Source organism: Bradyrhizobium sp. NBAIM03 (assembly GCF_020194055.1).
Taxonomy (GTDB): Bacteria; Pseudomonadota; Alphaproteobacteria; order Rhizobiales; family Xanthobacteraceae; genus Bradyrhizobium; species Bradyrhizobium yuanmingense.
On sequence record NZ_JADYVS010000024.1, the window covers coordinates 102,493 to 114,984 of the forward strand.

Genomic DNA, 12,492 nt, shown 5'->3' on the forward strand with positions numbered 1-12,492 from the left:
CGCGTCCAATTCGTCATTGCGAGCGCAGCGAAGCAATCCAGACTGCCTCCGCGGAAAGACTCTGGATTGATTCGCTGCGCTCGCAATGACGGAGCAAGCGGCACGGCCCTGCCTGCCAACTACCTTCCCCCATACGTCGGCGGCGGCGCCTGCACGGTCGGGGCGGCGGCAGCGAACAGCTCGTCCTTGCGTCCCGAGAGCGGCGGATAGATGCGCTTGCGGTTGATGGTCTGTTTGGTCGCCTTCGCGGCCGCGCCGGTGGCACGGACCTCGCGATTCCATCCTTCGGTATAGAGCGCGCCCCAGCCGCCGAGGTCGAGCACGGTGACGTACCAGTCGATCCGCAGCGGCAGCATGGGCAGGCCGACGAGATCGGCGACCACGTTGTGGCCGGCGAAGCGGCCCATGGGACGGGCGAACTGACAGGACATCAATGTCGGATGCAGCCCGTCGATCACGCTCGAGGCGACGTCGCCGGCCGCGAACACGCCGCCGACATCGGCCACGCGCATGAAGGGATCGACGAGCAGGCGCCCGAGCGAATCGCGCCCGCCCGGAAAGGTCGCCGCCAAAGGGCTTGCCCGCATGCCCGCGCACCAGATCACCGTCCGTGCCGGAATGAATTCGCCCGAACTCAGGCGCATGCCCGCGGCCTCGATCGCGGCGACACGCACGCCGAGCCGCGTCTCGATGTCGAGCGAAGCCAGGGCCGTCTCGATCACCGGGCGCGCGTTCGCGCCGATGCTGGCGCCGACGCTCGGATTGGGATCGACCAGGATGATGCGGCGGCTGCCGGTGATCCCTGCGCGCGCCAACCGGTCCGGCATCTCAGCTGCGACTTCGATGCCGGTGAAGCCGGCGCCGACCACGACCACCGTTGAATGGCCCGGAGACGGCGCGCTGCGTCCGAGCGAAACTAGATGATCTTCAAGGCGGAGCGCCGCGGCATAGGTGTCGACGTCGAAGGCGTGTGCGGCCAGGCCGGGAATATCGGGGCGCATCACCGCGCTGCCGAGCGCCAGCACGAGGCGGTCATAGTGCAGCGTCTCCTTGCCGGCGCTGGTGACGAGCGAGATTTCGCGCCGGGCCGGATCGATGGCCTCGACCTCGCCGAGGCCGTGGCTGACACCGATCGGATCGAGCAATTGTCCGAGCGGAAGCGCGACCTCGCTGAGGTCGACCTCGTAATTGCGCACGCGGATGTTGTGATAGGGATTGCGGTCGACGAGACGGATCTCGATGTCGCGGTCGCTCGCGCCGATCTCCTCGCGCTTGCGCGCAGCGCCGATGGCCGCCCACAAGCCCGCAAACCCGGCGCCGAGCACGACGATACGCGCCATCTCCGCCTACTGCACTTTCCCGACACCCGCGGTCAGCCCGCGGAGACAGACTAGCGCAACAACAGGCGCCGACCAAATGCGGCGGCGTCCGCGCCGCTGCACAAAATCGCGATTTATGCCTCGCGCAGCTCCGACGGCGTCGCGCCAAAGCGCTTGCGGAAGGCGCGGTTGAAGTAGGACAGATCGGAGAAGCCGGAGGAATGCGCGATGTCGCTGATCTTGCGCATCCTGGCGCGGGGATCGCCGAGCAGCTTGCGCGCGTGGAGCAGGCGCTGCTCCAGCACGAATTCGGTGAAGGTCGTGCCGGCCTGCTCGAACAGGCGCTGGGCCTGGCGCGGGCTGAGGCCTGAGCGCGTCGCAACTTCGGCGAGGCAGAGATCGTTACGGCCGAGTGCGGCCATCACGTCGGCGCGCATGAGATCGAGGCGCGCCGCCGCCTGCCCGCGGCCGCGGGCGCGGCTTGCGTGCTCGGCATCGGTGCCGAGCAGGAGACCGACGAGATCGATCATGTGCTGCGCGGTCAGGCGCTGGCCGACCGCATCGAGATGCGGCGCGTGATTGGCGGCGAGCGCGTGGTAGCGGAAGATGGTCTCGGCGACTGCGCCGTCGACGAGCACCTGCGAGAGCTTGTCCTCGGCGCGTGGATTGATGTCGAGCAGCGCACGGCGCGGCATGCGAATGCTGGTGAAGCGGTCTGCCTCGGTGTGGCCGACGGTCCCGGTCACGCTCATGTCGACGAGCACCATCTGGGCGGGCGTGAGCTCGACGGTGTGGCCGTTTTGCCCGACGCGGACGAGCCCTGCGTGGGCCGCGATCAGGACGAGATCGTCGCTGCCGTCGGCAAGGTGGCTCTGCGTGCGGGAATATTGCGCCGAGGCGCCTTCCGGAATGGCGAGCATGATGTTGTCGACGACGCTGATCTGCAGCCGGCAATCGATGCTGTCGCCATGGCTCGGCCCGATATCGAGGCCGCAGCGACCGACGGCCCGCTCGCGCCAATGCTCGAAGGCCGGACCGTGCGGCAGGCCTGCATATTGGTGAAGGAAGATGCCCGGCGTTCTCGCTGCATCCATCTGATTTTCTCGCCCTTTCCGGCATCAATCGCGTTCAAATTCCGGGAATTTGACGCCGTGGACCGAGGCGAGGTTCAAATCGAGGGCGGATTCGGGAGCACTTGTCGGGCTGCGACAGCGGGATGGACCGTGGCGACAGTCGCCGTGGCACCTATTTTTGCGCGGGCGCCTGCGGTTGGGCCGGCGGCACGGTCTCGATCAGCTTGCCGGAAAACACCGGGGCGGAGGTCGGCTGGCCGTTCGGCGAGCCGCCCGCCTGCTCGATGGTGACGGCGAAGGTCGCGCTATTGACGACCTCGGCATCGTAGGAGGCGAGCAGTGGACGCGCGGTGAAATCGCCGGCACCGATCACGCCGAGCGAGCGCGGGCGCGGCAGCTTGTCCGAGATCAGCCAGAGCTCGAAGCTCTTGCCGGGCTCCGGCGTCGCGCCGACCTTCCGCACCGTGAAATTCCGCGTCGCGCCGTCGATGGTGAGGATGAAGGCGGGGCCACCGCCCTGGCCCTGCAGCAGCGCAACATATTGCGCGGAGGCGGCGAGCGGCGCGGCCGGCGTCTTCACCTCGACCGTCTGGATGCGCGGCGGGGGACGCAAAGCGCCCGGCAGCGCGTCGGGCAGCAAGATCTGCAGCGACAGCGTTACGAGCAGCGCGGCCGCGAGCGCGCCAATGGCGGAAGCGATGGTGCGCCAGCGCTTCACCCGGCTCTCGAGACGAATCACATTGCTGTCGTCGACCACCGGCGCTTGGGCCGCACGGACGAGGTTGGCATCCGGCGCATGGACTTGCGGGATGAATTGCGGCGCGATGTCCGGAACAGCATCAAACTCGGGACGCGGCGCCTCAGGCGCGGCGGCTTCGGGCTGCTGCACCTCAGCCGACTGCGAGCTCTCGGGCGGAGATTCCGCAGCTGCCAGCGAGGACGTCTCGGGCACAGGCGGCTGTGGTGGCGGCGAAGCTTCGGCAGGCGCAGGCGGCTCCTGCGCGGCGGTCGTGCGCGCGATCTCCGCCCTGATGTTCTCCCACACGATCGGACGCGGCTCGACCGAGCCGACCATCTGGTTGAGCACGCCGAGCCGATAGGCCCAGGCCTGCACGATCTCGGCGAACGCCGGGTCCACCGCCATCATGGTCTCGACCTGCGCGCGCTCGTCGGCGCCGAGCGTCCCGAGCGCATATTCCGCGGCGAGCGCGATATGGTCCTCCGTGTAGGCCATCAATTGCAGTCCAGAACCACCCTCATCATCCAAGCGATCACAGTCCGAGGCACTCCCGGATATCCAGCATGCTGCGCCGCAGCCACGTCTTCACCGTGTTGACCGGCGCTGAAAACTTCTCCGCCAATTGCTCGCGGCTCCAGCCGTTGTAATAGGCGAGCAGCACGAGCCTCTGACGGTCCGGCTCGAGCCGGCCGATGCATTCCAAGAGCCGCTTCAGCTCCTCGGTCATCTCGCGGCGGGCCAGTGGATCGGGACTTTCGGCCGCGACCTCCATCGCCTGAGGCTCTTCCTCGATGGAGGCTTCCGACTTCTTGCGGACGACGTCGATCGCGCGGTTGCGCGCGATCGAGGCCATCCACGTGATCGGCGAGGACAGGGCCGGATTGAACTGGCCGGCGCTGTTCCAGATCTTGACGTAAGTCTCCTGAATGACCTCCTCCGCGAGATCCTGCCTGCGCAAGATACGGAGCACGACGCCATAGAGTTTCGCGCGCGTGGCGGCGTAGAGGCGCTCGAACGCGGCCTGATCGCCCTTCGCCACCGCCTCAATCAACCCGACCAGCTCCGCTGGCGTCAGCATTCAGCCCCCCAACACGCGGGCCGTCGCGTTCCGCGTAGACCCCGGCACCGCACCACCATAGCGCGCGGCCAAGCGGACCACCAAGGGGCGCGGCGCCACACTGTGGACAGCACATGCAAAAACCCGGACCTTGCGGGTCCGGGTTTTGACAATTCCTGGAGGGGCGGGCTAGCGGCTCAGGCGACGGCGCCGATGCGGGCACGCATCAGGCCGATGCTGTCGAGGTCGGCCTGCTCGCGGGCGTTCTCCTCGGCGCGCTCGCGGGCCTGGTCGCGCTCGTCGAGCAGCTCGACCTTTTTCAGCTCCTCGAAGGCCTCGGCCAGTGCGGCCTTGGCTTCCTCAAGCTGGCCCTTGAGCTCGTCGGCCGAGCGGGTCAGGTTCTCGCGGCGCTGGATCGCGGCTTTGGCGTAGGTCGGGTAGGCGAAGTGCGAGGGATCGTTGATCCCGGCGCGCTCCTGCTCGGTCTGGATCTCGCGTTCGAGATCGACCGACATGCGCTGGAAGTCGGCGATCATGGTCTCGATCTGGGTGACCCGGCGGCGCTTCTCGTCGACCTGAAACTTCTTCAGGCGGATGAGGGTATCTCGTGACTTCATCGACTCGTACTCCCCAGAAGTCCCCCCGCTGCACGTGGGACGATACCGGTCACCCCACGGGCCCGAAGGGGGCCCAGACCGGCTCTGCTACTCTGTGGGATCGGATGATGACCGGACAAAGTTAGCGTTCCGTTTCCAAATTGCCGAGGATTTGCGCCAATTGGCGATAGCCCTCCGCGAGCGATGCCTTTTCGTCCTTGCGCTGGCGCAGGAAGGCTTCCAGCGGCTCGTTGAGGCGGATGGCCTCGTCGACCTCGGGACTGGAGCCGGCGCGGTAGGCGCCGAGACGGATCAATTCCTCCATGTCGGCATAGGTCGCCATCACCTGGCGCGCCCGCTGGATCACCGGCCAGAACTGCGGATCGGCCGATTTCGGCATCGTGCGCGAGACGGATTTGAGAATGTTGATCGCGGGATAGCGGCCGCGCTCGGCGATCGAGCGCTGCATCACGATGTGGCCGTCGAGGATGCCGCGGACGGCATCGGCGATCGGCTCGTTATGGTCGTCGCCGTCGACCAGCACCGTGAAGATCGCGGTGATGGCGCCCTCGCCCAATCCCGGCCCGGCACGCTCCAGCAGCTTCGGCAACTCGGTGAAGACGGTCGGCGTGTAACCCTTGGCCGTCGGCGGCTCGCCGGCAGACAGGCCGATCTCGCGCTGGGCCATCGCAAAGCGCGTCACCGAGTCCATCAGGCAGAGCACGTCCTTGTCCTCGTCGCGAAAATATTCGGCGACCGCGAGCGTGAGGTAGGCCGCCTGGCGGCGCATCAGGGCCGGCTCGTCGGAGGTCGCGACCACCACGACTGAGCGCGCAAGGCCCTCCTCGCCGAGATCGTCCTGCAGGAATTCCTGCACCTCGCGGCCGCGTTCGCCGATCAGCCCGATGACACTGACATCGGCATCGACGTTGCGCGCCAGCATCGACAGCAGCACCGACTTGCCGACGCCGGAGCCTGCGAAGATGCCCATGCGCTGACCGCGGCAGCAGGTGAGGAAGGTGTTCATGGCGCGCACGCCGAGGTCGAGCGGGCTGCCGACGCGCTTGCGCGAATGGGCGGGCGGCGGCGTATTGCGGAACGGCATCGGCGAAGAGCCCTGCGGCAGCGGCCCCTTGCCGTCGATCGGCTCGCCCAGCGCATTGACGACGCGTCCCAGCCAGGCCGCGGACGGCCTCACTTGGTTGGCGGCATTGGCGATGACCGCCTTGCAGCCGCGGCGCACGCCCTCGAGGCCGGCGAACGGCATCACCACGGCATTGTTGCCGGAGAAGCCGATCACCTCGCACGGAATGGTGCGGTTAGCGCCGGTCTCGATCACCAGCCGCGCGCCGACCGACATCGCGTGGATAGGGCCGGCCACCTCGACCATCAGACCGCGAACGCCGACCACGCGGCCATAGATGTTGATGCCGTCGATGTCGCCGATCTGTTCGGCCAGCGCCTTCATCGGGGGGCCTTCATCAGCAGCGCACCTTCATATGAGGGTCCTCATGAGATGGTCGCCTTCGGTGATCCCGGGACATCACGGTGAAAACCTTAAGTTTCGCCATATTTCTGAACGGCGCTTAACTTCGTGTTTACCCGCATCATTAATCATTGCGTCACTGTCTTTGAGACTGAGCGTGCCTCCCCTTCAGAAGAAGGCTGAGTCGCGGGAGTCGGTTAGGCCCGTCTCTTAAAGTGGAGCTTGAACGGAATCGGGTAACGAAAGCTGCTTCGTACGCAAGACCTTAGGGCGATTCGACAAAAATTGCACCGGGGGGACTTGCGTTCCAGAATCAGACTTTGTTAACCATCTGTTGTCAGGATCCGAATCAGTTGTTCAAAGGCGTTTTGTTGAGTGCCGCGAATGCGGCCGACCTGACGCCCAGGAGCGGCGACTATGGGGAACTGGCATGCGCGTTTTGCTGATTGAAGATGACAGCGCCGTCGCGCAGTCGATCGAGCTGATGCTGAAGTCGGAGAGCTTCAACGTCTACACGACCGATTTGGGGGAAGAAGGCGTCGATCTCGGTAAACTATACGATTACGACATTATTCTCCTCGACCTCAACCTGCCCGACATGTCCGGCTACGATGTGCTCAAGCAGCTCCGGGTCTCCAAGATCAAGACACCGATTCTGATCCTCTCCGGCCTCGCCGGCATCGAGGACAAGGTCAAAGGTCTCGGCGTCGGCGCCGACGACTACATGACCAAGCCCTTCCACAAGGACGAGCTGGTGGCCCGCATTCACGCCATCGTGCGCCGCTCCAAGGGCCATGCCCAGTCGGTCATCCAGACCGGCGACCTCGTCGTCAACCTCGACACCAAGACGGTGGAAGTCGGAGGTCAGCGCGTGCATCTGACCGGCAAGGAATATCAGATGCTGGAGCTGCTCTCGCTCCGCAAAGGCACGACCCTCACCAAGGAAATGTTCCTCAACCACCTCTATGGCGGCATGGACGAGCCCGAACTGAAGATCATCGACGTCTTCATTTGCAAGCTCCGCAAGAAGCTCGCCAACGCCTCCGAGGGCCGCAACTTCATCGAGACCGTCTGGGGCCGCGGCTACGTGCTGCGCGAGCCGCACGAGGCCGACGAGCGCATCCCCGCCTGATCCCTGGGTTACGTCGCGAGCCCAGTCAGGCTCGCTCCTCCCAGCCTGGACCCCGCCGCAAATGGCGGGGTTTTCGTTTTTGGGGGGACGCTTCATTGGAAGCTTAACGTTTGAACCCCTAGCCTTCCCCTGCCGACGAATGGTCGCTGCACGATGGGGGAACGATGATCCTGCAATCACTCGCCGGCCTGCCCGCCTTCCTGGTCTATTTCTGCACCGGGCTGATCGTGATCGTGGCCTATCTGTTCGTCTACACCCGCATCACGGCGCATAACGAATTCCAGCTCATTCGCGACAACCAGCCGGCCGCGGCGATCGCGCTTGGGCTCAGCCTGCTCGGCTTCGTGGCGCCGCTGGTCAGCGCCATCGCGCATTCGGCCAACGTGCTGGACTGCCTGATCTGGGCGACGATCGCGCTGATCGTGCAGGTCATCGTGTTCTATCTCGTCAAGGTTCCGGTGCCGGACTTGTCGAGGCGCATCGATGACGGCGAGCTTGCCCCGGCGATCTGGCTCGGCCTGTCCTCGCTCGCCGCGGGCCTGCTGAACGCCGCCAGCATGATCTACTGACATGGCCGACAAACCCGCCAAGAAGGAGTTCGGCAAGCGCCGGCCAGTCGCCGAGCCGCCGCGACCGCCGGTGAAGCGCTCCGGCCACGTCGCGCTGCTGGTGATGGGCACGATCGCCGTCGGCACCACGGCCTATACCTTGATGCCGCGGCAGAACTGCGAGCCCACGCCCGGCGCCGTGCCGGGGCAGACGACCACGACCTGCACGAGCAGCAGCAGTTCGTCGGGCGGCAGCAGTTCGCGCTGGTCGTCGCGATCGAGCTTGTTCAGCGGCGATTCCTCCAGCCATTCCTCGTCGGGAACGTCGTCCAATGTCAGCCATAGCAGCGTGAGCCGCGGCGGCTTCGGCTCGTTCGGCCACGGCTTCTCGGGCGGCGGCTGATCCATGCAGCGCATCACCTGCCTCGAGCGCGACGACTGGCGGGAGACCGCCGCACGATGCGGCTTCGTCTTCCACACCATCGACGGCGAGCGCTATTGGGACGAGCGCGCCTATTATGGCTTTACGCTGGAGGAGATCGAGCGAGGCATCGAGGCGCCGACCGGCGAGATCGACGCGATGTGCCTGGAACTCGCCGGCCGCGTCATCGGCGACGAGCGTTCCTTGCGACGGCTGAAGATTCCGGAAGCGTTCTGGGGCCTGATCGTCGAGAGCTGGAAGCGCGACGACCGCAGCCTCTACGGCCGGCTCGATCTGAGGTTCGACGGCAAATCGCCGGCAAAGCTGCTCGAATACAACGCGGACACGCCGACCTCGATCTTCGAGGCCGCGGTGTTCCAATGGACCTGGCTCGAACAGGCGATCGAACGCCGCGTCATCCCCTCGCGTGCCGACCAATTCAACTCCATCCACGAGCGGCTGATCGCGGCATGGAAGGAGATCGCTGGGAGCCGTCACGTCCATCTCACAGGGATCACCGGCAACGAAGAGGACGCCGGCACGCTCGCTTATCTCGAAGACACCGCGCGCCAGGCCGGACTCTCGACGACGCTGCTCGACATCGAGCAGGTCGGCTGGCGCGACGAGGCCGGCGGCTTCGTCGATCTCGGCGAGAACGACATCGCGCTCGCCTTCAAGCTCTATCCCTGGGAATGGATGTTCCAGGACGCCTTCGGCGCAAAGCTGAAGGATGCGCCAACGCGCTGGATCGAGCCGCCGTGGAAGGCGGTGCTCTCCAACAAGGGCATCTTGCCGCTGCTCTGGGAGATGTTTCCGAACCATCCCAATCTGCTGCCGGCCTTCTTCGAGGACGATCCGCGCGCCGCCGAGCTCGGCACGTCCTATGTGCGCAAGCCGCTGCTGTCGCGCGAAGGCGCCAATGTCACGCTGGTCTCCGGCGGCATGCCGCTCGACGAGCAGACGGGGCCGTACGGCGCCGAAGGTTTCGTACGTCAGGCGCTGGCACCGCTGCCGAACTTTTCGGGCTGCTATCCGGTGATCGGAAGCTGGCTGGTGAACCACGAGCCCTGCGGGATATCGATCCGCGAGGACGAGAGCCCGATCACGGGCAACCGCTCGCGGTTCTTGCCGCATGCGATTTTGTGATTTTGTCATTCCGGGGCGCGACAAAGTCGCGAGCCCGGAATCCATAACCCCAGTCGGATGAAATGGCCCTGGTCTAACCGCCTGCCTATTTCGATGGCCTATGGTTATGGATTCCGGGCTCCGCGCTTATGCGCGGCCCCGGAATGACAAAGAGAACTCATCTCGCCGCGGCGACCTTCAGCGGCTGCGGCATCAATCCGCCCATCGGACGGCCGGAGCGCGCGGGGTTGAGCTGATAGAGGCCGCGGCGATCGGCGATCGGGCGGAATGCATCGGTGATGCCGACGACGGATTCGGCAGCGCCCAGCAGCAGCGTGCCGTCGGCTTCCATGGCCTTCGCCATGCGCTCGAAAATCACCGCCTTGGTGTCCTGGTCGAAATAGATCAGCACGTTGCGGCAGAAGATCACGTCGAACGTGCCGAGATGGGAGAAGTCCTGCAGCAGATTGAGCTGGCGGAACTGCACCATGGCGCGAATGTCGGCGTTGAGCTGCCAGAGCTCGCCGGTTTGCGTGAAGTATTTCACCAGATGCTGGATCGGCAGGCCGCGCTGCACCTCGAACTGGCTGTAGAGGCCGGCCTTGGATTTCTCCAGCACCTCCTGCGACAGATCGGTGGCGACGATCTCGATGCGCCACCCCGCGAGCGCCGCGCCCATCTCCTTCACGCACATCGCGATCGAATAGGGCTCCTGCCCGGTCGAGGCGGCCGCCGACCAGATGCGAAGCGACTTGCGCGCCGCGCGCGCCTGGATCAGGCCCGGCAGGATGGTGCCGCGCAGGTGATCGAACGGAATCTTGTCGCGGTAGAAGAACGTCTCGTTGGTGGTCATCGCTTCGACCACGTCGGTCGCAAGCCGGCCGTCGCCGTTCCTGATCTTCAGGACGAGGTCGGGGATGCCGGGAACGCTTGCCTTGCGGGCGAGCGGCAGCAGCCGGCTCTCGACCAGATATTGCTTGTCGGCGGAGAGATCGAGACCGGAGCGCTCTTTCAGGAACTTGCGCAGATAGTCGTAATCTGCGGGCGTCACGAGCGGTCTCCAGCGAACAGGCGGTTGACCTTGGCGCCGATCTGGTTGAGCGGCAGGATCGCCGCGCAGATGCCGGCATTGGCCGCCGCGCCGGGCATGCCCCAGACCACGCTGGAGGCTTCGTCCTGCGCAATCACGCTGCCGCCGGCCGCGACGATGTCCTTGCCGCCGCGCATGCCGTCCGAGCCCATGCCGGTCAGGATCACCGAGAGGATGTTGCCGTGCCAGACGTCGATGGCGGAGGTGAAGAGCGGATCGACCGCAGGCTTGCAGAAATTGACGGCGGGGCCGTCGTCGAGCGCGATCACAGGATCGGCGCCGCTGCGCGTGACGCGCATGTGCTTGCCGCCCGGTGCGAGGTAGATCCGTCCCGGCTTGACCGGCTCGCCGTCGACCGCCTCGGCCGCCGGCCGGCGGCTCGAGCGCGCCAGATGCTCGGCCAGGATGGTGGTGAAGGTCGGCGGCATGTGCTGGGTGATCAGCACCGGGAAGCGATCGATCACGGCGCTGAGCTCGGTGACGAGCGACATCAGCGCCTGAGGACCGCCGGTCGAGGAGCCGATCAACAGCACCTTGGGCGCCTGGGTCGAGAACGGACGCGTTGACACCGAGCCTGACGAGGGGGCCGGAGCGGGCGCAGGCGCGGCAGGCCGCGCGACAGGACTGCGCGCGACGGGAGCCGGGCTCGCCGGCGCCAGCGGCGGACTCGCAACCGCAGACTTGCGACGCAGCCGCGCGCCGAGATGGCGGATCTTCTGGATCAGGTCGTGATGGAAAATGTCCGCGGCCGACGCCTCACGCGTCGATTCCGGCTTGGGAATGTAGTCGGCTGCGCCGAGCGACAACGCCTTGAAGCTGATCTCCGCGTTGCGGCGGGTCAGGGTGGAAGCCATGATGATGACGAGATCGCGCTTCTTGGCGAGCAGTTGCGGCAGCGCCGAGAGGCCATCGAGCTCGGGCATTTCGATGTCGAGCACGGCAACATCGGGATTGATGCGGTCGAGCTGGTTGACCGCCTCGAGCCCGGTGCGCAGCGAGGCCGCGACCTCCATGTCGTGCTCGGCACCAATCCAGCGCGAGATCAGACCGCGGATGACGACCGAGTCGTCGACGATCATCACCCGCAGCGGCCCGGTTTCGCGCGACGTGCTCGTGGTCGAATTACCTGCGAACGCAACACTCATTACACACCAACTCAGACTGAAACGGTTCAGTTGAAAACAAGCGCCGAAGGATCCGTTCAGCCTCCGGGAGATCGCTCAGATCAGGCCGACTTCCTGAAATTTCGCCGTCACGATGTCCTTGTCGAACGGCTTCATGATGTATTCGTTGGCGCCGGCGTGCAGAGCGCGCGCGATATGCGCGACGTCGTTCTCGGTGGTGCAGAACACCACCTTGGGCTGGTCGCCGCCGGGCATGCGCCTGAGATGGCCGAGGAACTCGTAGCCATCCATGACCGGCATGTTCCAGTCGAGCAGCACCGCGTCCGGCAGGCCGCGCTTGCAGGCCTCCAGCGCCTTCTCACCGTCCTCGGCTTCGAGGATTTGGAAGTCGAGCCCCTCCAGGATCCGGCGCGCAACCTTTCGGATGACGCTGGAATCATCAACGACGAGACAAGTTCGCATGTGAACCTCTGCTTCCTTTCCCCTTTGCGGGGCACTTCCAATCGCAAGTCCCTCGGCGGCAATGCCGCCGTATCAGGCCGCCATCATCTCGGGCGCGAGCTCGAGGACGCGGTCGACGTCGAGGACGACCATGAGCTGGCCGTCGAGGCGGTGGACGCCGCCGGCGAGCTTGGCCATGCGGGGGTCGAGGTTCACGGGGTTTTCTTCCTTGCCGTCCTCGGGCAGGCGCAGCACCTCGCCGATCTGGTCGATCAGGAGGCCATAGGATTCGCCGCGTAGGTCGACGCCGACCGCCATCGCGGTCTTGCCGTCCTCGTCCT

General features: G+C 65.8%; 14 protein-coding genes. 4 read left to right on the forward strand and 10 right to left on the reverse strand.

Annotation, left to right across the window (positions count from 1 at the left end; translation table 11 throughout):
• Window positions 1-119 precede the first annotated feature (119 nt).
• The 6 genes from I6F21_RS28910 to fliI form a co-directional block, all read right to left on the reverse strand.
• On the reverse strand, window positions 120-1,340 hold the full coding sequence (locus I6F21_RS28910; RefSeq protein ID WP_225143765.1) for an FAD-dependent oxidoreductase: 1,221 nt from the start codon (window positions 1,338-1,340) through the stop codon (window positions 120-122).
• A 113-nt stretch (window positions 1,341-1,453) separates the two neighbouring features.
• The gene (locus I6F21_RS28915) at window positions 1,454-2,413 is read right to left on the reverse strand and encodes an AraC family transcriptional regulator (RefSeq protein WP_036011869.1); all 960 of its coding nucleotides are present in this window, start codon (window positions 2,411-2,413) and stop codon (window positions 1,454-1,456) included.
• A 151-nt stretch (window positions 2,414-2,564) separates the two neighbouring features.
• Window positions 2,565-3,626, reverse strand: a complete 1,062-nt coding sequence (locus I6F21_RS28920) for an anti-sigma factor (protein ID WP_036011872.1) — start codon at window positions 3,624-3,626, stop codon at window positions 2,565-2,567.
• A 37-nt stretch (window positions 3,627-3,663) separates the two neighbouring features.
• The gene (locus I6F21_RS28925) at window positions 3,664-4,209 is read right to left on the reverse strand and encodes a sigma-70 family RNA polymerase sigma factor (protein ID WP_036011874.1); all 546 of its coding nucleotides are present in this window, start codon (window positions 4,207-4,209) and stop codon (window positions 3,664-3,666) included.
• A 176-nt stretch (window positions 4,210-4,385) separates the two neighbouring features.
• Entirely contained in the window at window positions 4,386-4,805 is a 420-nt protein-coding gene (gene fliJ, locus I6F21_RS28930) for a flagellar export protein FliJ (RefSeq protein WP_025032035.1), read from the reverse strand.
• 121 nt (window positions 4,806-4,926) lie between these two features.
• Complete coding sequence (gene fliI, locus I6F21_RS28935) at window positions 4,927-6,252, reverse strand: flagellar protein export ATPase FliI (RefSeq protein ID WP_036011877.1); 1,326 nt, start codon at window positions 6,250-6,252, stop codon at window positions 4,927-4,929.
• Window positions 6,253-6,700: 448 nt separating this feature from the next.
• Between fliI and I6F21_RS28940 the strand changes: the two genes are divergently transcribed.
• The 4 genes from I6F21_RS28940 (at window position 6,701) to I6F21_RS28955 (ending at window position 9,517) form a co-directional block, all read left to right on the forward strand.
• Entirely contained in the window at window positions 6,701-7,402 is a 702-nt protein-coding gene (locus tag I6F21_RS28940; protein WP_016848562.1) for a response regulator transcription factor, read from the forward strand.
• A gap of 164 nt (window positions 7,403-7,566) precedes the next feature.
• Entirely contained in the window at window positions 7,567-7,971 is a 405-nt protein-coding gene (locus tag I6F21_RS28945; protein WP_036011880.1) for a DUF350 domain-containing protein, read from the forward strand.
• 1 nt (window position 7,972) lies between these two features.
• Window positions 7,973-8,353 carry a hypothetical protein gene (locus I6F21_RS28950; protein ID WP_074448088.1) on the forward strand — a complete coding sequence of 127 codons (381 nt, stop codon included), beginning with the start codon at window positions 7,973-7,975 and terminating at the stop codon, window positions 8,351-8,353.
• A gap of 3 nt (window positions 8,354-8,356) precedes the next feature.
• Window positions 8,357-9,517, forward strand: coding sequence for a glutathionylspermidine synthase family protein (locus I6F21_RS28955; RefSeq protein WP_036011885.1), 1,161 nt, complete (start codon window positions 8,357-8,359; stop codon window positions 9,515-9,517).
• Window positions 9,518-9,674: 157 nt separating this feature from the next.
• Here the strand turns inward: I6F21_RS28955 and I6F21_RS28960 are convergent, their stop codons facing one another.
• The 4 genes from I6F21_RS28960 to I6F21_RS28975 all read right to left on the reverse strand — a co-directional run.
• Window positions 9,675-10,547, reverse strand: coding sequence for a protein-glutamate O-methyltransferase CheR (locus I6F21_RS28960; protein ID WP_225115057.1), 873 nt, complete (start codon window positions 10,545-10,547; stop codon window positions 9,675-9,677).
• Complete coding sequence (locus tag I6F21_RS28965) at window positions 10,544-11,731, reverse strand: chemotaxis response regulator protein-glutamate methylesterase (RefSeq protein WP_225115058.1); 1,188 nt, start codon at window positions 11,729-11,731, stop codon at window positions 10,544-10,546. Before I6F21_RS28965 ends, I6F21_RS28960 begins: the two co-directional genes overlap by 4 nt.
• A gap of 75 nt (window positions 11,732-11,806) precedes the next feature.
• A complete protein-coding gene (locus tag I6F21_RS28970; protein ID WP_007600538.1) occupies window positions 11,807-12,172 on the reverse strand; it encodes a response regulator in 366 nt (121 codons plus the stop codon).
• A gap of 72 nt (window positions 12,173-12,244) precedes the next feature.
• Window positions 12,245-12,492: chemotaxis protein CheW (locus tag I6F21_RS28975; protein ID WP_225143753.1), on the reverse strand; the 248-nt coding region annotated here is incomplete at its 5' end.